Below are 21,966 nucleotides of genomic sequence, written 5' to 3' on the forward strand. Positions count from 1 at the left end.
ACCATTGGAAGCATAACCCTTATGTGGATTATGTCTGCAACGGTGCCTACACAATTACGATAGCCCATCCAGTACTTATTGATGAGGAGTTTGTCGGTGTTGCAGCAGTGGATATGCTGGTGTCGACGTTGGATCGGTTACTTCTGCCAGTTTTGAGCGCTATCGGTAAGCCAGCATTGATTATTAATGACGATGCACGTGTTGTGACTTCGACTGTGCCGGAAGTGCGTTCAGGTTCATTATTGAAGAGCCAAGGTATTAACCGATCTACCGAAGGTGAAGTGGCTTCATTGCGTCTGGTGATCTTGCCGTCATCACACACTGAATCACACAAGGCGCTTGCCTGCTGAAGCCTATTTTTCTGATTGTTCAGAGGTTTTTACTTATGACTGAATCTATGTTAGCTAAAAGGCGCAGCGCGGCTATCGCCAAAGGCGTTGGCGTAACCACACAAGTTTATGCTGAACGCGCGAAAAATGCCGAAATCTGGGATGTTCAGGGACAACGCTATATTGATTTTGCCGCTGGTATCGCCGTGGTGAATACTGGTCATTGTCATCCGCGCGTTATTGCCGCAGCCAGAGAGCAGTTGGAACAGTTTACCCATACCTGTCATCAGGTTGTGCCTTACGAAAATTATGTAGCGTTGGCCGAACGACTGAATCGTCTGGTGCCTGGTAATTTTGTGAAGAAAACCGTCTTTGTTACTACTGGGGCTGAGGCAGTCGAAAATGCCGTGAAGATCGCGCGAGCGGCTACCGGGCGGAGTGGTGTGGTGGCTTTCAGCGGTGCTTTTCATGGACGTACCTTTCTTGGTATGTCATTAACCGGCAAAGTTGTGCCGTACAAAATGGGGTTCGGCCCGCTGGTTAGCGATGTTTACCGTGTTCCGTTTCCGGTAGAGCAGCACGGTATTAGCGTGGAACAGACGCTGAACGCGCTGGAAAATCTCTTCAAAACCGATATTGATCCCATGCGCATTGCCGCCATTATTATCGAACCGATACAGGGAGAGGGCGGTTTCTACTCTGCACCTCCCGAATTACTCAAATCCTTACGCGAAATTGCCGATCGTTACGGTATTGTACTCATTGCCGATGAGATCCAGACTGGATTCGCGCGCACGGGCAAACTGTTTGCCATGGAATATCATGAGGTTGTGGCTGATCTGACCACGATGGCAAAAGGTCTGGCGGGGGGATTGCCGCTGGCGGCTGTAACGGGACGGGCAGAGCTCATGGACGCTGTGGTGCCGGGTGGTTTGGGGGGAACCTATGGAGGTAATCCCGTGGCGATTGCGGCTGGTCATGCGGTGTTAGATGTGATCGAAGAAGAGAAACTGGCAGCACGTGCGACGCAACTGGGAGAGCGGTTGAAACAATGTCTGCATAAACTGCGGCCGAGTGTCCCACAGATAGCTGATGTGCGTGGGCTTGGGCTGATGATTGCGGTGGAGTTTAACTGTGAAGACAGTCAGGAGCCCGACGCTGCTTTTACCAACGCGGTGCGTCAGAAGGCACTGGAACGTGGTCTGATTTTGTTGACATGCGGTGTACACAGCAACGTGATCCGCTTCCTTCCACCGCTGACCATACAAGATGATGTTTTTGACGAAGCGCTCAACATTCTGAAATCTGTGCTGCTCGATCTGAATTGTAAAGAGGAAAAGTGATGGTTTAACTAAGTCATACTTCGTTAACAGATTAAGAGCAATGCTGAGTGAGTCAGTGTTTTCCCCCAACCCCAAAATGCGCGTGACAGCAGGGGAAACTCGCTGATTCACAGGAGAGGACAATTATGCATTGGTATCTAAATGTCTTAAAAAATTATGCTTGTTTCAGTGGGCGAGCCCGGCGTAAGGAGTTTTGGTATTTTATTCTGTTCCAGAGCTTGGCTGTTCTCATCATTTCTTTCCTGGAAAGGCTGTTTGCTGTTGCCAATCCCGAAATTTATATGGGGTGGTTCAGCGCTATCTATTTGCTGCTCACATTTTTGCCAGCACTGGCGGTAAATGCCCGCCGTCTGCACGATATTAACTGTAGCGCTTGGTGGTTACTGTTACATCTTATCCCGTTTGTCGGCACTGTTGTCCTACTGGCTCTCGCAGCTCTGAAAGGGCAGGCGGACAGTAATAAATAAAGTTCAGAGAACCGAATTCACTCACAGGAAAATATCCCGCTTCGGGCTAACGGGTGATTCCAGATCACTAAAGGGGTGCTGAAATGACAATGAATAGAAGAAATTTTATCTCTACTGTCGCGACGCTCACAGGGGTGGGAGTATTTTCATCTATACTTCCCACAACATCTCTGCTCGCCCAGATCTTAACTGCGGTTGATGATCCGTCCGTTCATATTGACCGATTCAGGCCGACGCTGTTGCAGGATGCACAGCATAGAACCAGCCGGTTGGGGTTGGATCCGCGTATCTGGAACTGGCACAGAGATATAGCAGCTAAGGCCATGCCAGCCAATTACTATGAGGCCGTACTGGATGATTGGCCGGCTTTTGGTGGCTTTTCTAAAGATCAGAGTTGTGAGGTTGTAGTCATTGGTGGCGGGTTACTAGGGGCTTCCACAGCGCTGCATCTTGCTGAAGCGGGGGTGGATGTGATCCTGGTCGAAAAGGATAGCATTGGTTCGGGCGCTTCTGGCCGTAATGGGGGACAGATGACACCCGGTATTGCCCGTTGGGGAGCGGAAACCATACTGGAGAAATTCTCACCCGATGAAGCCAAACGTTTATGGCGTCTTGCATCAGTTGAAGCAATGGATCTTGTGGATGAACTCTGCGAGCGTTACGGTTTTGAATGTGATCGCAAATACGGTCATATTACAGCAGCGATACATCCAGGTCATATGGGGTCATTGGTGGCTAATGCCGATGCCCGGTGTCAGTTGGGAGATACAGCGGCAAAGATTATTGGGCCACATGAATTGCAGGAAGAGTATGTACGTTCGGGTATCTATCATGGTGCCAATATCGACAGCATTGGTGGACAGGTTCAGCCTCTGGCACTGTTGCGAGGCCTGGTTTATGGCTTCGTCAGACTGGGGGGACGAGTTTATGACAGTACGAAAGTGATAAGCATCAGACAGGATGCCAACCGTACGGTTATAGAAACTGAGCGGGGAGTTATCAGGGCAAGTAAAGCGGTGGTACTGGGAGTGCATGGTTCCAGCAATGAGTTTATCTCCGGCCCTTCCACTACAGTGCCTTTTTTCACCTATGTAGCGGTAACTCCGCCGTTGCCAATGGATATCAAAAAGTTGATCCCGTCAGATTTGCCAGTCTACGATACACAGTTACAGATAGACTATTATCGAGCAGTGCGCGACAACCGCCTGCTTTTCGGTGGACAGGGCACTGGGAATTCCTGGTCTCCACGTGATGTGAACAATTACTTATTAGATCGTATCAAGACCGTGTTCCCGTATCTGGAAAATCCCGAACTGGAATACTCTTGGGGCGGGATCAGCGATCTGACCCTAAATGGAGCTACCGATGCCCGCAAAAGTGGCGATAGCGTCCCTGTGTATATAGTGCATGGTTGGAGTGGTCATGGAGTCGCGCAGACGGTGCGCATTGGCAAAGCCATCAGCGATGATCTCACCGGACGCAACCACGACTTTACCATGCTTACCCGCATTGACCACTCAACTATCCCGTTGGGTTCCTACTTTTCTCCGATGGTTATTCCATTGATTAAAGGTGCTCTGGGAGCGAGAAGCATATTTAATCCGGCAGATATGGTTTCGTTCTGAGTGGCTGTTTTCCATTAGCCGATAATAGAGAAAGTCATGATGGGTGTAAATAATGATTAGAGTATGCACATAATAAAAGATGGACACCATGTAGGTATCCATCTTATTAATTCGAGTGAAAAAAAGTACACTTGGTGATAACAAGATCCAAATTTTTATTACGGGGTTAGTATTAATGTTTTTATTTTTAGTAAAATAAAATTTAATTGTGGGTGAGCTTTATTGCTAATAAATAGCAATGTTTTTTTAATTTTTAAATGGGTAAATAATAGAGAATTATGATAATGTGGCCTGATGAAGTATTTACTATTTTAGTAGTGGTTTTTATAAATTGAAAACCAGGTTAAATCTTACAGTATGACTTATTCAGGAGTGTTAATCATGACAATTTTATTCTCATCAATAGATCCACATAGCAATCCGCTACAAACATCAAGTTCAAATTATGTTGATATACCTGGTTTGAAAATTGATGTTTCAAGGTATTCTCACTCACCAGGTTTAGCAGCATTAATCACCTTGAATGTGCCAACTCCCTATGCTTCTGGTAACAATTTTCCTGGCGGAAATTTTATTATTATAACTGATCAAGGTGAACAATTAGCTTTTGGTGGGTTTACTTACAGTAATAAAAGTCCAGAAGCTTATGGACGTATGCCATTCACACTAGTTGCCAGTTGTTCTCTTGCGTCTAACGTTTCTATTATAAAGGCACAGTGGAGTAATATACGTGGTAGCACAGTTCATATTGATTCATATGCATCTATTTCTGCGGTTATTCAGTATGGTTATTTGTTTTAGTTTTAATAAAATAATAACCTATTGATAATAAAATGTCTTTTATGGTTTTTTTTGTTTCTTGAGAAAATTCACAGAGCATTCCTAGCTTAGAACGTCATTTTATTTATAAAGTAAAAATAAACATCATCATATAAAAAAGGTGCAATGCATAGCTATGAAAATAGAAAAACCAAGCAGCGGATACCTTATTATACTCAGGCATGAAAATCCAGGCTGTACTCCTCAATTATATAATTTCTGATAGCAGTAGGGTACAGCCAAATTTAATTAACAGCCAAGAATTATCTGGCTGTTTTCTCATATACCTTTCCCAATGTAACAACCTTTTCTATTCTTCCAATAAAAAAAGAAATCGTCTTTTTATAATACATCGCACTAAATAATTAATATAGTATGATAAAAATAAAACCTTGACAAAATCTCATAGTGAACTTTAACTCACCAATGATAAAAATACTTCTAATTTTGTTCCTTGTATTTAAAGAAATAAATTTCTTATATCTACATTGATTGAGGTATTATTTTTTTGCAATTGAATTGCAATCTATGTTTAAAGTGGAAATTTGATCAAAACACTCATTTTATTCCGCTATTTAAAAATAACATTTTATTTGAGTTTTTTAATATTAGATAAGGTGAGAGATTCGCTCAAAAATAGGGTGATAGTCTACAAAATATTGGCTATTAGAATTTATGACGCTCTTTTTTATAAAATAATTGAGGTTATTATGTACAGTAGTACAGATTCGTTACTGAACAGAATCAATCTTATTCTGCACATCCGCTACACCATCCGTTCCTGATAATTGACTACAGAAAATACAGGCTCTTTCAAGAGTCTGTTGAGGGAGAGTTATATGCAGAGTTCAAAAAATCTGAAACTGGAGATGCCATCGTTACCAAAAGGAGGGGGTTCACTCTACGGAATGGGGGAATCGTTGGGGGCGATCGGGCCGGATGGGCTGGCGTCTTTCTCACTGCCATTGCCGGTGTCTGGTGGTCGGGGAGTTGCTCCAGCATTGGCATTAAGTTACAGCAGTGCCGCGGGTAATGGGGCATTTGGTATGGGTTGGCAGTGTGGGGCAGGTTTAATCAGCCTGCGCACATCTCATGGTGTGCCTCAATATCAGGGAGAGGATTCGTTTCTCGGCCCTTCCGGTGAAGTGTTGTCTGTTGTTCCCGATGCAAAAGGGCAGCCAGATCGACGTATTGCAACTTCGTTACTGGGAACTGCGTTGCAACAAACGCATATCGTCACCCGTTATCAACCACGCATTATCAGTGATTTCAGTAAGCTGGAATATTGGCAACCGCAACAGGGCGGTCAGGATACACCGTTCTGGGTGATGTTTGCGACAGATGGACAGGTGCATTTACTGGGTAAACATAACCACGCTCAGATTGCCGATCCGAAAGATGCAACAAAAATTGCCTGTTGGTTACTGGAAGAGACGGTAACCCCAACAGGAGAACATATTTATTATCATTATCGTGCCGAAGATGATGCCGGCTGCAATGCCGATGAACTCCGCCAACATCCCGGTAGGTATGCGCAGCGCTATCTGGTGAAAGTCTGTTACGGCAATATTCTCCCGGAGGCGGCCTTTATCGCGCTGAAATCCGGTATTCCGACGGATGACCTTTGGCTGTTTCATCTGGTGTTTGACTATGGCGAGCGTTCCTCCTCCCTTTACACGGTGCCGGAATATCATACTGCCGACGAATGGTTGTGCCGGCCGGATTGTTTTTCCCGCTATCAATTTGGTTTTGAAGTGCGCACCCGCCGTTTGTGTCGGCAAGTTCTGATGTTTCACCGTTTGCAGACACTGGCAGGAAAAAATATCACGAACGAAGTTCCGGCACTGGTATCTCGTCTGATCCTGGATTATGACTTGAATAACTGTGTTTCTCTGTTACTGAGTGCGCGTCGTTTGGCGCATGAAGCTGATGGTACACCGGTTACTCTGGCGCCGCTGGAAGTCGATTATCAGCGCTTTAAAAATGATCTGAATCTGAACTGGCAGAAGATGCCTGAGTTGGAAGATTTTAATGCGTTCCAGCCTTATCAACTGGTCGATTTATATGGTGAAGGCATTCCCGGTGTGCTTTATCAGGATATTCCTGGAGCCTGGTGGTATCGCGCGCCAGTGAGGGACAGGGCATCAGATAAAGCAGATGCTGTCACCTATGATACGGCAAAACCGTTACCCCATATTCCGGTTCAGCAGGACAGTGCCATGCTGATCGATTTCAATGGTGACGGCCGATTGGATTGGTTAATCACAACCGCCGGATTTAGAGGTTACCACGCTATGACGCCGACGGGAGAATGGACGCCATTTATCCCGCTGTCTTCCATTCCGGTGGAATATTTTCATCCACAAGCTCAATTGACTGATATCACTGGCACAGGATTACCCGACCTCGCACTCATTGGTCCTAATAGTGTACGGTTTTGGGCGGATAGCCAAGAGGGATGGGGTAAAGCTCACGATGTCGAGCATAGAGGCACTATTCCCTTACCGATCCCCGGAAAAGATGAGCGCAAGTTAGTGGCATTCAGTGATATGACCGGCTCTGGTCAGCAACATCTCGTAGAAATTTCTGCTGAAGGTGTTCGCTGTTGGCCAAATCTGGGATGGGGACGCTTTGGTGATCCTTTGACACTGCCGGGTTTCCAAATTACCGGGGAAACTTTTAACCCCAATCGGTTGTATATGGCGGATATAGACGGTTCCGGCACTACTGACCTGATTTACGTCCGTCATACTGATATGGAACTCTATATCAATGAAAGTGGTAATCGGTTTGCCGCGCCGTTGAAAATTGACCTGCCACCGGGAGTGCATTTTGATGACACTTGTCAACTCCAGATGGCAGACACCCAAGGGCTTGGAATTACCAGCCTTATTCTGACGGTGCCACATATCTCCGTACAGCACTGGCGCCTGGAAATAACAGCACAGAAACCCTGGTTGTTGAATGCGATAAACAACAATATGGGCAGTGATACTGTATTAAGCTATCGCAGTTCTGCTCAATTCTGGCTGGATGAAAAACAGCAGGCAGCCGAGGAAGGGCGTATGATAGCCAGTTATCTGCCATTCCCGGTTCATCTGTTGTGGCGTACAGAAGTATTGGATGAGATTACAGGAAACCGGCTATCAAGCCGTTGTGATTATGCTCATGGTGCTTGGGACGGACGGGAACGGGAATACCGTGGTTTCGGGCGGGTCACACAGACGGATACAGATGAACAGGCGGGGGCTACTTATGGCACAATTGCTGAAAAACCTGCACCTTCCCGTACCATTAGCTGGTTTGCAACGGGAATCCCAGCGTTAGACAGTCTGTTACCACACGAATACTGGCAAGGCGATGAACGGGCTTTTGCGCATTTTACTCCGCGTTTTACCCGCTACGATGCTACAACCAACAGTGAAATTACAATCACTCCCAGTCAAGAGGAAATGTACTGGTTAAACCGGGCGATGAAAGGGATGCCATTACGCAGTGAAGTGTATGGAGATGATGATACAGAGCTGGCAGGAACACCGTATGCTGTTAGCGAATCACGCCCTCAAATCCGAATCATGGCAGGAGTATCAACAGATGCACCTTCAACGTGGCCATCCATTCTGGAATCACGAAGCTACCAATATGAGCGTATTACCGTCGATCCGCAGTGCAGCCAACAGATTATTTTGAAAAGTGATGTGTTGGGATTTCCGACAGATACTTTGAGCATTGCTTATCCCCGACGGCAGAAACCTACAGCATCACCATACCCGGATACCTTGCCAGAAACCTTGTTTGACAGCAGTTATGACGACCAACAAATGCTATTGCGTCTGACTCGTCAGCGTTACGAATATCACCATTTACTTAACGAAACATCATGGATACCGGGATTGCCGGCGATCTCACGCAGTGATGCGAAGGAACTCTCTCAGGATATCGTGCCTGACAGAGGGTTATCGTTGGAATGGTTCAATGCTACTGATAATGCTGGAGTACTGCCTGGAACGGAAGATGATTATTTGGGGCATTCGGTGGTGAATTATACAGGTGTTGGAGGTAAACCGGATTTTCCGCCTCTTATTGCCTACACAGAAGCCGCTGAATTTAATAAGACTTCGTTAAAAGCTTTTGCTGAAATAATGAGTTCGGATGAGCTTAAGAAAGAGCTTGAACATGCGGGTTGGCAGTCTGTTCCGGCACCTTTACAAGATAATAATGTATTCAACGTTTGGGTTGGGCGTCATGGCTACACCGATTTTGCGGGGGCAGAAGGATTTTATCGACCACTGGCGCAACGTCAAACCTTGATGACGGGTAAAAACCTCATTGAATGGGATACGCATTTCTGTGCTGTCATTCAGGAAAAAAGTCCCACAGGCTCGGTTGCCTCTGCTCAATATGATTACCGTTTTAACGTTGCCAATATGGTAACTGACGCAAATGACAATATTTCTATTACCACTTATGATGCGCTTGGAAGAGTGACAAGCGTAAGATTTTGGGGACTGGAAGAAGGGGTGATGCAAGGGTACACCCAACCCAAAAATGAAGTTACACCTTTTATTGTGCCTTCTCTTGTCGATAAAGCGCTTGAACTAAAAGCGGGTATCCCTGTGGCCGGGCTTGCAGTATACGATCCACTGAGCTGGATGCTGCGGGCAACAACGGAAATTACGGACTCTAAAGACTTACTCACCGAAGATAATTACATTGGTCGGCTCGCGCTTAAACGTTATTTGCTACGAAACTCCACCGTAAATTTAAAAACAGATCCTCATCTCCCACCTCATATGCTGAGCATTTCGACGGACAGATATGACAGCGATCCAGCACAACAATTGCATCAAAGTATCTCTTTCAGTGATGGCTTCGGAAGAACGTTACAAACCGCAGTCAGGCATGAGGCAGGGGTCGCATGGCTATTAAGTGATAACGGTACGATCATCGCGGATGAAACTGGAGCCCCCATAAATGAACAAACTGATTTCAGATGGGCGGTATCCGGTAGGACAGAATATGACGGAAAAGGTCAGCCTCTGCGCACATACCTGCCTTATTTTCTCAATGACTGGCGATATGTAAAAGATGATAGTGCGCGCCGCGATCTATTCGCGGATACAAACTGTTACGACCCGCTTGGGCGTGTCTGGAAAGTAGTTACTGCGGCAGGTTATTTGCGACGGACGTTAATTACTCCCTGGTTTGTTGTCAGTGAAGATGAAAACGACACAGCAGCGGAAGTAAATCAATAACAAATGTTTTAGCCACCGACATATCGGGAAACATTTTTCAGGAGTCATCGAATGGCACAGACACTATATTCAAAAACCCCGTCCGTTGTAGTTATGGATAACCGTGGTTTAAACGTCAGAACGGTTCAGTATTACCGACATCCAGATAATGTGGATCTAACTGATGAACGCATTTCTTTTAGTCAATATACGCTGGCTGGCTTTCCAGAGCGGATTTTTTCACCACGTCAATATGATTTATGGAAAAGAGATCACAGCATAAAACCAGACAGGGCCAGTATACAAAGTTTGAGTGGTATGGCTCTCCGAACAGAAGGTGCCGATGATGGCGTTGCAATGGCATTAAATGACATTGCAGGACGGCCAGTTATTAGCGTTGATGCAATGGGAGTGAAGCGGCGATATTTATATGAGGAAAATCATCTGGCTGGTCGCTTGCTGAGTATTACTGAACAAGCACCAGATCAGGAATCCAGTGTTGTTGAACGCTTTGTTTGGTCGGGAAATAGTCAACAAGAAAAGGCATATAATCTGGTTGGGACCTGTGTATCCCGCTACGATACAGCAGGACGTGAAGAATTTCAGAGCATATCTTTATTGGGAAGTCCTTTAAAAATAACCCGCCAGCTATTGCCAGATGATATAGAAGCTGATTGGCAGGGAAATACACCCAATGATTGGAATACCTCATTTTCCGGGAACGTTTCCGAGGATAGTTTTATCACGACTAGTTTTACCACAGCGAGTTTTACTACTCATATGACAACGGATGTCACTGGCGCGCTACTGACACAAACTGATGCTATGGGCAATCAGCAGCGTTATGAATATGACCGGGCAGGCCAGTTAAAAAGTCATTGGCTAACTCCTGCACAGGGAGAAGAAAAAAATATAATTGCATCTCTGACCTATTCTGCTGCGGGGCAAACACTAACCCAAAAAGAGGGGAATGGGATCTTAACGACAAATCTGTATGAACAGAAAACTCAGCGGTTGTCTGAAAGTCGGGTTGAACGGCCATCCGATCATCCATCCGGGGCCGCAGTTTTACAGAATTTTCATTATAAATATGATCCGGTAGGAAATGTTGTCAGTGTTTACGATCATGCACAGACTGTACGGTACTGGCGTAATCAGAAAATTTCTCCTGAAAATCAATATACTTATGACTCGTTTTACCAACTGGTTAGTGCCACTGGCCGGGAAATGTCGGTTCTTTCTGGTTCGATAAGTTCTCTTCCATCACCACTGATTCCGGTATCCAATGGTGATGATGTGTATACCAATTACATCCGTCGCTACACTTATGATCGTGGAAACAATCTTACACAAATCCAACATAATGCATCGGGTAGTCGCAATAACCATGTAACATCTCTGACAGTTTCTTCTCGCAACAATCGTGCTGTACTGAGCACGTTTACCACTGATCCGGAGCAGGTAGATGCTTGGTTTGATGCTGGTGGACATCAAACCTCATTATTGCCGGGTCAAAAGCTTACATATAACCAACGTGGAGAGTTATCTCGAGTAATTCCGGTTAGTCGCGACACTGAGAAGGATGAAGAATGGTATCGCTATAATGAAGACAGTCAGCGGCTGGTTAAAGTCAGTCAACACCTGAATGGCAATACTCAGCGTAAAGCGCGAACAGTCTATCTTCCCGGACTGGAATTAAGAACGATGTTCAGGGGAAATACACTCAATGAAGAACTACATATTATAACTGTGGGCCACGTCAGGCTACTTCACTGGGTATCTGGTCAGCCAGCCGAAATTAAAGGTGATCAGTTACGTTATTCTTATAGTAACTTTATCGGCAGTAGTGCAATGGAAGTTGATGAAGCCGGTAAAGTTATCAGCCAAGAGGAATATTATCCTTATGGAGGAACGTCGATCTGGACTGTACGAAACCAGACTGAAGCAGCTTATAAGTTTCACAGATATTCAGGAAAAGAAAGAGATGCAACCGGACTCTATTATTACGGCCTGCGATATTATCAACCGTGGACAGGACGTTGGCTCAGTGCAGATCCCGGCGGTATTATTGATGGATTAAATATGTTCAGTATGGTGCACAATAATCCCGTCAACGGCGTTGATAGTGATGGAGGTGCATCATTGATGAGCAACGTTATCACGTTGATCGGTGGAATATTCAACAATGGATTTTCTTTGCCAAGTTTCTCCAGACCATCGTTTTCTCTACCTTCATTCTCTAGGTTCTTAACATCACTGTTTGATTTTGACTTTTCTTTTGATTTCAGTCCCGTAGGTATGGTTAAAAAGATTGCAGGGCCTGCCGTAAAGTTCGTATATAAGAAAACATATAAAAAACTGCTTAATTATGCGCTGAGTAAAGCAAAAACAGAACAGCAGAAGAGGAATATTATACGTGGATTCAGAGGCGTAAGTGTTGGTGTCGGTGTTGCGATTGCCATTGCGAGTGTTGTGTCAGGTGCGGGGCTGGCAATACCTGTTGCTGTTGGTGTGGTTGCCGCTGGTGGGGCTATTGCCGGCGCTATTGGTGTTTTTGCTGGCCCTATTTCACGCTCTTTATCTAAGGCTTATGCCAAATTATTTCGTGGACGTACAGCAGCGCATTTATCTACTGCGACAGGTAACTTTATGGCTGGTGGGAGTGCTGGTAGCGCGGCTGTTGCTCATGGTGTGACAAGTGTGAATGATCCCGTTTTAAAACGGCAGGGACGGACGAGTGAATACAGAAGCCTGGCAGGTGCTGAGGTAGGCATGGCATCCGGCACCGTTTCCGCTGTTTTAAATGATGACTTGGTTAAATCAGGTCTTGCCGCAAGCGCGGCTGCAATGGGCTCTCAGGTGTCTGAGTCTCAGAGAACACTGGAAGGGGTTGGTGACGTTGCTGCGACAGCGGCGATAGAAGGGGCATTAGCAGGGCGTAAATTAGCTAAAACGCTTGGTCTTCGTAGCTTGGCTGCGCGTGCGGCTGAGACTGTAGCTGAAGTTGCAACTAATGTAGATATTTCAACTGCGTCTTTAATTGAAAATTCCAGTACCGCCATTTATGCACATGGAAAAACCTTCCTGCATGTGAGAACAGAAGACACTAACAACTTTGAAGCATTTAGAAATATAGAGGAAACATTACCTGCTGATGGTGATGCAGGATGGTTAAGTGACGCTCTGGAAAATGTGTGGGAATGGTTTAGCTGGTCCAGAAACCAGAATCAGGAAAGTTTTGCCTAAACGAAATAGGGGGATGAATTGGCCTTGTTGAACAGTGAATCGTACTTTTATTGAATAGAGAATACAAATTATTAAAATCCAGAGCTGTTAATTATAGCTCTGGATAGAGTATTAACTAAAATTGCATACCGTAATGGAATAACATCAGTAGCAGACGATTGATGGATCGATTTCTGCACGATATCAACCAACCGAATTTTATTAAACCTTTAAGAGAAAATATAATACAATATAAACTAATAGACATTGTGCCGAGGGGAGTGTAGTTAATAAAATATAGCTTTCTAAATTAGAACGTCAGTAGCTATGAACACATTATCAGTTGTACCTCTTACTCAGTATCAAAAAGAAATTTACTATGAATCTCAACGTAATCCAGAAAGTAGTCAATTCACAATATCCATCGCAAAAATATTAAAAGAAAATATTAACTTTGAAAAACTTTTTTATTCAGTTAATAAAGTTCTGAGTCATGATGTGACATGCCGGTTGCGCATCATTGAACAAGACGGTGTGTTAAGTCAGCAAATACAAAATATTACCGATAATCAAGCAGAGGTCATTGATGCTGAAGGTGAAGATGTTGCTGTCCTCTTTAAAAAATGGTCAGAACACGTTTTTAATCTGGATGATAAATCACTCCTTGAGATAGCCCTGTTACGAAATCTGAAAAATGGCGGTATAGCTATTTTTCTTCGTGCCCATCATATTGTTTGTGATGGTTGGGGAATAAACCATTTAGTAAAAAAAATTGCTGATTACTATCAGAATAATGAAATTAATCCGAGGGATTTTTCTGACAATTCTGAGAAATATATCTCAGCAATCATTGAACAAGAAACAATTCTGTCAAAACCAGAAATAGAACAACAAATAACAGAATTGGCTGTGCTTACACAACGCCACGAGCCCGTTTTTTTTAATCGGAAAAAGAAAGCTCATTTATCTCGTTTTATACAGCATCAATATATATTGACTAAGGCTGATGTTGAGAAATCTATTTCTCAAGGAATGAATCCTTACCAAGTCATTATGTCTGCGGTAACTATTTTATTATCACGAATACATAATAACACCGAGCTGACGATAGGTATCCCGTTGCTTAACCGCCGTATTAATCAACTTAATATTGCAGGTCAATGGGCTAATACTCTGCCATTGGCTATTGAGGTCAACGCAGAGGATACCCTTATTGAGTTGGCGGCTCGTATTAAAACAGAAACCACAAAACTAAAAACGTTTGAGCATATTCCTCTTGGGCGTTTACTTAAGTCTATGGGGACAACAAAGCGTCAAGGGTTTGATGTCACTGTATCTTATAACCGCTCACCTATAACAGCGACTTCCCGTGATACCTATAAAAACGAAGATATCTATGTGGCGGCAACAGCCCATGAAAATGACGCTATCGCGATCCATATACATACCTACGGGGATAATAGTGAAGTCGCTGTTGATATCACTGGCGCAGCAGATGTTTTCGATGACGATTATCCATTCGAAACATTTACAGCTTCCTTAGAGCGTATTACCAAACAATTGATTGCATTACCCACACAAACGGTTTCACAAGTAAATCTCTCTTCGGCAGAAGAAATGGCGCAATTGGCGCTTTTTGAGCAAGGGCCAATCGTAGAATTCTCGCAGCAAGAGACTTTATCAACATTATTTGATAAGCAGGTTTCATTACACGGGGAAACCGTCGCTATCGCAAATTCTGGCGGTCAGCCTGCACTTACTTATACTCAGTTTCAGACCCGGATCGATAATATGGTGACGGTTTTACTGAAAGAGGGGGTGAGGAAAGGAGACATCGTTGCCATCTTAATGGATCGCAGCACAGATATGTTAACCGCTATCTTTGCGGTATTAAAAGCAGGCGCTGCCTACTTACCCGTAGATCCCAATTATCCGCAGGAGCGGATTGATTATATGTTGAAGGACAGTGGTGTCACGGTCATCATCTCCGACAAAGTTAATCAGTCTTTAATTGCTCCATCTTATATCGTTATTGATGGAGGTAATATTTCAGCGCAGGAGAATGTAAAGCAGTTCAACTTATCTACAGCGGATTCTCTGGCATATATGATTTATACATCAGGCTCCACCGGTCAACCGAAAGGCGTGATGATCAATCATTATTCAGCAGTAAACCGGATTGAATGGATGCAGGAACGTTATCCACTGGATAACACAGATGTGATACTACAAAAAACACCGATTTCATTCGACGTATCTGTTTGGGAGTTATTTTGGTGGTCGATTTCTGGGGCATCTGTTCACTTATTACCACCGGGTGCTCACAAAGACCCCTTAGAGATCATAAAAGCGATCAGTACACATCATGTGACGACATTGCATTTTGTTCCTTCTATGCTCCAGCCTTTCTTAGATATTCTGGAAGCCGAACCTGAATTAGTAGAGAAATTAACCAGCCTGCGCCGTGTATTCACCAGCGGTGAAGCGTTACCTTCTACACGAGTTAATCAGTTCCGTAAAATTTTTTCCTCTTTTGGGTTAAATGCACCCGCTTTGATCAATCTCTATGGCCCAACAGAGGCAACCGTCGATGTATCGTATTTCGAGTTTATTCCTGAAAATAATGAAGTGATCAAGCGCGTACCCATTGGTTTTCCAATCAATAACATTTCACTGAGAATTATGTCTCAGCATGGTACTCGGCAATCAATCGGTATTGCTGGTGAGTTGCAGATTAGTGGTGTTGGATTGGCCCGTGGTTATCACAATAGACCAGAATTAACTGACGAAAAATTCATTTTGGAGGGAGGTGAGCGTTGGTATCGTACAGGGGATTTAGCAAGGTGGCTATCTGACGGTAGCATCGAATATTTGGGAAGAATTGATAATCAGGTAAAAATCAGAGGTAATCGTATCGAGTTGGGAGAGGTACAAAACACGCTTGAGCATATTCAGGGAATTAGTCAGGCGGAAGTTTTACCACAAAAGAACAATAATGGTGATACTTATCTTTGCGCATACTATGTGATAACTAATAATGATGTAACAAATAACCTGAATTTTACTTCTGAAAAACTGCGTAAAATCTTACTGGAATTTTTACCTGATTTCATGATTCCTCTGAAATTTTTCCAGGTTCCTTATATTCCTCTTACACCAAACGGTAAAGTCGATCGTGGGGCGCTTGGCGCATTGGTGGAAACAGAAGTTTTGAGTAACTATGATGATGCTCAGACAGAAACAGAATATCAACTAGCAGAGATTTGGAAACGGGTATTAAAGATTGAAAAACTCAGTGTTCAGGATAATTTTTATACATTAGGCGGTGACTCAATCTTAATGTTGAAAGTGCGTTCTGATGCGGAAAAGGTGGGAATAAATGTCACTCTTTCTGAATTATCACAGTATTTGACGATAGCTGAGTTGAGCCAACAAATTGACCCTGACCGCAAAATTCAAAAAACCGTTGAATTATCTCCTTTCGCATTGATCAAAGAAAAAGAGCGGGCAGCACTTTCTCAATATGAGGATGCATTTCCTGTCACACAGCTCCAACTTGGCCTGATATACCATAGCCAGCAGAGTAAAAGCCTTGCCACCTATAAAGATGTTTTCCGCTATACCCTGAAAGGAAAGTGGGAACCTGAAGTCTTTCGTAAAAGTGCAGCCGCGACTATCCAACGTCATCCTGCTCTTCGTTCACACTTTAACTTGGCCGATTTCAGCGAACCTTTGCAAATCATCAATCATAGTATCGATCTTGATAATGCTATAGAGATTCAGGATCTCAGTTTATTGACATTGGTTGAGTCTGAACAAGTTATCAAAGAGCACATGGAGAAAAACAGTCGTCAAGACTACCAATTTGATTGTGCACCCTTATATCACATCAGCTTATTCAAGACCGCAGACACTATAGAGATGGTGTTCAGTTTCCATCATGCCCTTTTGGATGGTGGTAGTGTGGCAAATTTAATACGTGAACTCTTTTTCCGTTACTTGAATGAGGGAATATATTTTTCTGAAACTGACGTAATTCCATCACCTGCTTTGTATGTACAAGATGAACTCCATGCATTACAAGATCAGGAACACCGAGTATTTTGGGAGAACATGTTTAATCAACTTCCCCGAACTCAATTTTCCAGCTACCGATTGTATGAAAGTTTGCCAGAAAACCGAATTTTCTCAAAAAAGGCAATTATTCCAAAAGAAATGGAAAAAAAGCTGGAGATCTTAGTACAACATGAGCATGTTTCAATTAAATCAGTATTCTTTGCTGCGCATTGTTTAACTGTGGCCAAGGTTACTGCTCAGGATGAAATTGCAACTGGATTAGTCACTCATGGAAGACCGGATGCACAGAATTCAGAGCAAACACTCGGCTTGTTTCTTAATACACTCCCTGTACGTTTCTCTGCATCGAACAAAACATGGAAAGAGTGTATTCACTCTGTATTTAGCGCTGAACAGCGTCATGCTCCATACCGTAAATACCCACTTAATGCTATCCAGCAAGTAGCAGGTGAAGGGGCGAAAATAAGTTCGGCGTTTAACTACATTCGATTCCATATATTAACAGAAATATTTGGTGGTCCTGATTTATCACTCATTGAGTTTGATCCGTGGGAAGAAACTAACTTTGAAATACTGTTCAATGTCATCACTGACTTCATCACAGGCCAGCATTATTTACGATGTGATTTTGACGGCAATGTTTTCTCACAAGTGCAGGCTGACACTTATATGGACACTTATATGACCATATTGAACAGAATGGTCAGTAGTGGTGATCAGCCGGCAACCCTAAGCCAGCCACTCACACAAAGAAGAAAGGAAATCCCATCCTCAAAATTCATATCAACGCTGGACATGATTGCGAAGAATGTACGGGAGCAACCTGATGCAATCGCGATTCGTTATCATGGTGTGCAATGGAGTTATGAAAAACTTTGGTCAGAGTCCGGTAAGGTTGCTTCTGAACTGATTTCTAAGGGAGTTGTTCAAAATACACCGGTTGCTATTGTTCTTGAACGTTCTCCGACACTCGTTGCATCACTGATTGGTGTAATGAGAGCAGGCGGAGTCTGCTTACCATTGGATCTGAGTTATCCCGCTCAGCGTATTGAAGCAATGATAGAACAGGCTCAGCCGATATTGGCAATTGTTAATGATAAATCCGATACATTACTCAACATGGTGACAATCCCGACCATAAGGGTAGACACGTTGACAAACGGTAATACACCTATGCCGGATAGAGAAATAACCCCTGAGCAGCCGGCTTATTTACTGTTTACCTCAGGTTCAACAGGCAAACCCAAAGGTGTGGCAATGCCGCATCGTAGCCTGTCGAATTTGATTGTCTGGCAGAATGAAACACCTACGGGTAAGAATATTCATTCTACCTTACAGTATGCACCGTTGAGTTTTGATGTTTCATTTCAGGAAATCTTCTCTGCACTGACTTCTGGCGGTGAGTTACACCTTATTAGTGAGGATGAACGGCGTGATCCTTTGCAGTTACTGCATATTATCAATAACTACCGGACAGAAAGAATTTACCTGCCTTACGTTGCACTGCAACAATTGGCTGAAACAGCAGTTGCATTGGACACTTACCCAAAAAACCTGAAAGTGGTTATTTCATCCGGTGAACAACTTCGGGTCACAGAAGATATCCGTCTGTTTGTTGGTCAAATAAATAACGGTATTCTTGAGAACCAATATGGTCCAACGGAAACGCATGTCATCACAGCATTTACGATGGAGGGAGTTCCAAAATCCTTCCCCGCACTTCCCCCTATTGGTAAAAGTATTACCAATTCAGATGTTGTACTCCTTAACAGTCAATTAGAGGAAGTCGCTTCTGGTGAGCAAGGTGAAATTTACGCTCGTGGTTTACCGGTCGCGCTAGGTTATTACTGTCAGCCAGAACTAACGGCAGAACGCTTTATTATGCTCAAAGACGGTGATGAACCACTGTATCGTACTGGTGATCTGGGTGTGAAGCTTAAGGATGGCAATATTCTTTATTTAGGCCGCAAGGATACTCAGGTTAAAGTTCGTGGCTATCGTGTTGAGCTGGCGGAAATAGAATTAGCGGTATTGAGTACACCTGATGCTAATGAAGTACTGAAAGACGTTGCTGTTGTCGTTCAACAGCACGGTGAACATGATGGTTTTCTGGTCGCATTCCTGGTTGGAGAAAAAAACGAAGCATTTACAGTGCGTGTACAACAACATTTATCTGACATGCTTCCTAAGCACATGCTCCCTTCCCAAATAGAGTGGCTAGAATCACTGCCCAGGACTCCTGGTGGGAAACGTGATGATGCGGCATTACGTAATATGCGGATCATACATGGGCATAATGATGTAGAAGATATTGCTCCTCAAGACAACTATGAGCAAGTATTGTGTGATCTGGCTGCGGATTTATTGAAAATACCCAGTTTATCTATCCATCAAAATCTGTTTGATAATGGTGGTACATCATTGACAGCCATGAGAATGGTCGTTTTGGTAGATAAACATTTCGGTGTCAGCATTCCTTTGTCCCTTTTTATTAGTAACCCCACTGTCGCACAGTTAGCTGCGCATGTCAGAGAAAAAGGAGGTTATCCAAAATTCAGTCCTCTTGTTCCCATGCGTACTGCGGGTCATAAACGACCATTATTTTTTGTCCACCCAATGGGGGGCAATGTATTGTCTTACTTACGGTTAGTGAAATATTTCCCTGAGGATCAACCTTTCTATGCGTTGCAGGCTTACGGCGTGGACGCAGGATCTAAGCCATTGACCAGCATACAAGAACAATCAGCAAATTATCTGGAGGCCATACGTCAAATCCAGCCACATGGCCCATATTCAATCGGCGGTTGGTCTTATGGCGGATTTGTCGCATTCGAGATGGCGCGTCAATTGAAAGAGCACGGAGAAGAGGTCGCAAATCTTTTCGTCTTAGATACGGTTGCTCTTAACATGGAGCCTCAGAAAAAAGTGAATGAGGAAGCACTGTTACGATGGTTTTTCTGGGAATTATTATGGATTAATGAAGGCGCGACTCTCCCTGAGCAGATTGTACCGGAGCATATCACTTCTTTACAGGAACGATTCGAATACATCACAGAACATGCAATTGCCACAGGAGTCATTCCACAAGGCAGTTCTCGGGCCGTCGTACAAAGATTATTTGATGTGTATCAGACTAATTGGAAAGCGGCTACAGATTATGCTGCTTGTAAGACAGATATCAATATGACGTTATTACATGCAACGAGTCCATTACCTGAAGTATTACGTTCTATGCATGATACGATAAGAAGTGAGTATCGCGATCCTAAGAATGGCTGGGAGAGTAAGACAACGGGCCGTATCAATGTTATTGATGTGTCAGGTGATCATTTGGAAATTATGGAAGAGCCTTATGTGGAGGAAGTTGCAAAAACAATCCTTCGAGAACTGAGGGCATTCTCCTCTACAAAACAAGCCTCATTGGTTTCGGAAAAAGTATGAATCGTCAATTGAAAGTGATTGTCATTGGAGCAGGAATTGGTGGGTTAACGGCTGCCATAGTGTTACAGCGAATTGGCTGTGTTGTTGAAGTTTATGAACAGGCTCCAACTTTACGTACAGCAGGTTCAGGTTTGTCTGTGATGTCTAATGCTGTTGCTGCTTTATCCTCTATTGGTATTAATCTGAAATTGGAGCACTTTGGTGCTCCTGTTAAGTGTTTTGAAATCAGGAATGTCCGAGATCGTCTGATACGCAAATTACCAATACCTGAAATTTCGTCTTCTAATGGATTCGATAGTGTTTGTATATCACGTAAAGCATTGCAGGAAGCTCTGCTACAGCAACTTGATAAGCATATTATCCATGTCGGTGCTAAGGCCACTGAAATTTCCGAGAGGGATGATGGTATTTCTGTCCGTTTTGCTGATGGCAGAGAAGCACATGGAGATTTGCTCATTGGTGCTGATGGGATCTACTCTTTTGTTCGCGACTATATCCAAGGGAATAAGCCAGTTCGTTCAGCCGATTATATCTGTTGGTTGGCTATTACTCGTTATCAACATCCGCAGATAACACCTGGTTACGTTGGTCATTATTGGGGAGCAGGAAAACGAATAGGTTTGATTGATATAGATGGAGGTGAAGTATACTGGTGGGGAACTGCAAATATGCATACTGAGCAGGCCCGCAAATGGCAAGGAAATAATCAAGACATCCTGACATATTATGAAGGATGGCCGTCTATTGTTTCTGATATTATCTCACAGACTCCATCCGAAAATATCATTTCTGTCCCTGCACAAGATAGGCCTTTTTCACCCCTCTGGGGAAAAGGCCGAATTACGCTTTTAGGAGATGCGGCTCATCCTATGTTGACAAGCCTTGGTCAAGGTGCGGGTATGGCTATCGAAGATGCTGCTGTTTTAGGGCATGTACTCAGGCAGCAGTCAGACCCAATTTCTGCTCTGCGTCAATACGAAAAAATTCGTATTCCAAGGGCTGAAATGTTAGTTAATACATCAAGAATGCTGAGTGAAACCGAGCAAGAGGATCGTATTTTTCACCGTTTAAAAAGAGATCTGTCCTTACGATTTGTGCCAACGGAGAAACTCAAAAAAAGTCTCGAAAACTCATTAAATTTTCCTATGGAAGGTCTTTAGAACATAAAAAACTGTGTGGCACTTTATTTAATGAAGGATAGATTTAGTGAGGGATAGAATGAGCAGCTAAATGTACTTTTATCTGTACGTAATTTTATCTGTATTAGTGTGATTACCAAGTTACACTGTCACCAGCTAGGCAGGAAGCATGTAAACCTAGCGGGAGACTTTGTCGCATAGCAGTGCCAGGGTCGGAACGGACATCAAGCCGTTTCGGCCATTTTAATTGGGGCTTTAGCCAGTTTA

At 43.7% G+C, this 21,966-nt stretch carries 8 protein-coding genes and 1 pseudogene; all 9 read left to right on the forward strand.

Annotation, left to right across the window (positions count from 1 at the left end):
* A pseudogene (locus tag ABLA85_RS16380) lies at nt 1-350 on the forward strand (hypothetical protein); the annotation flags it as partial.
* 35 nt (nt 351-385) lie between these two features.
* On the forward strand, nt 386-1,672 hold the full coding sequence (locus ABLA85_RS16385; protein WP_367965434.1) for a 4-aminobutyrate--2-oxoglutarate transaminase: 1,287 nt from the start codon (nt 386-388) through the stop codon (nt 1,670-1,672).
* A 125-nt stretch (nt 1,673-1,797) separates the two neighbouring features.
* Nucleotides 1,798-2,139, forward strand: a complete 342-nt coding sequence (locus ABLA85_RS16390; RefSeq protein ID WP_367965435.1) for a DUF805 domain-containing protein — start codon at nt 1,798-1,800, stop codon at nt 2,137-2,139.
* Nucleotides 2,140-2,222: 83 nt separating this feature from the next.
* A complete protein-coding gene (locus tag ABLA85_RS16395) occupies nt 2,223-3,764 on the forward strand; it encodes an NAD(P)/FAD-dependent oxidoreductase (RefSeq protein ID WP_367965436.1) in 1,542 nt (513 codons plus the stop codon).
* Nucleotides 3,765-4,145: 381 nt separating this feature from the next.
* Entirely contained in the window at nt 4,146-4,565 is a 420-nt protein-coding gene (locus ABLA85_RS16400; RefSeq protein WP_367965437.1) for a hypothetical protein, read from the forward strand.
* A gap of 857 nt (nt 4,566-5,422) precedes the next feature.
* Nucleotides 5,423-9,838 (forward strand): SpvB/TcaC N-terminal domain-containing protein, encoded by a 4,416-nt coding sequence (locus ABLA85_RS16405; protein ID WP_367965438.1) that lies wholly within the window; start codon nt 5,423-5,425, stop codon nt 9,836-9,838.
* Between the two features lie 51 nt (nt 9,839-9,889).
* A complete protein-coding gene (locus ABLA85_RS16410; RefSeq protein ID WP_367965439.1) occupies nt 9,890-13,063 on the forward strand; it encodes an RHS repeat-associated core domain-containing protein in 3,174 nt (1,057 codons plus the stop codon).
* A gap of 306 nt (nt 13,064-13,369) precedes the next feature.
* Complete coding sequence (locus ABLA85_RS16415) at nt 13,370-20,560, forward strand: amino acid adenylation domain-containing protein (RefSeq protein WP_367965440.1); 7,191 nt, start codon at nt 13,370-13,372, stop codon at nt 20,558-20,560.
* Nucleotides 20,557-21,720: an FAD-dependent monooxygenase gene (locus tag ABLA85_RS16420; RefSeq protein ID WP_367965441.1), complete on the forward strand. Its 1,164-nt coding sequence runs from the start codon at nt 20,557-20,559 to the stop codon at nt 21,718-21,720. Before ABLA85_RS16415 ends, ABLA85_RS16420 begins: the two co-directional genes overlap by 4 nt.
* Nucleotides 21,721-21,966: the final 246 nt, after the last annotated feature.

It is taken from the genome of Xenorhabdus sp. SGI246, assembly GCF_040838225.1.
Taxonomy (GTDB): Bacteria; Pseudomonadota; Gammaproteobacteria; order Enterobacterales; family Enterobacteriaceae; genus Xenorhabdus; species Xenorhabdus indica.

Bases quoted from the DNA above. Each gene is read 5' to 3' on its own strand.
- ABLA85_RS16385 (WP_367965434.1), top strand. From the start codon at position 386: ATGACTGAATCTATGTTAGCTAAAAGGCGCAGCGCGGCTATCGCCAAA.
- ABLA85_RS16390 (WP_367965435.1), top strand. From the start codon at position 1,798: ATGCATTGGTATCTAAATGTCTTAAAAAATTATGCTTGTTTCAGTGGG.
- ABLA85_RS16395 (WP_367965436.1), top strand. From the start codon at position 2,223: ATGACAATGAATAGAAGAAATTTTATCTCTACTGTCGCGACGCTCACA.
- ABLA85_RS16400 (WP_367965437.1), top strand. From the start codon at position 4,146: ATGACAATTTTATTCTCATCAATAGATCCACATAGCAATCCGCTACAA.
- ABLA85_RS16405 (WP_367965438.1), top strand. From the start codon at position 5,423: ATGCAGAGTTCAAAAAATCTGAAACTGGAGATGCCATCGTTACCAAAA.
- ABLA85_RS16410 (WP_367965439.1), top strand. From the start codon at position 9,890: ATGGCACAGACACTATATTCAAAAACCCCGTCCGTTGTAGTTATGGAT.
- ABLA85_RS16415 (WP_367965440.1), top strand. From the start codon at position 13,370: ATGAACACATTATCAGTTGTACCTCTTACTCAGTATCAAAAAGAAATT.
- ABLA85_RS16420 (WP_367965441.1), top strand. From the start codon at position 20,557: ATGAATCGTCAATTGAAAGTGATTGTCATTGGAGCAGGAATTGGTGGG.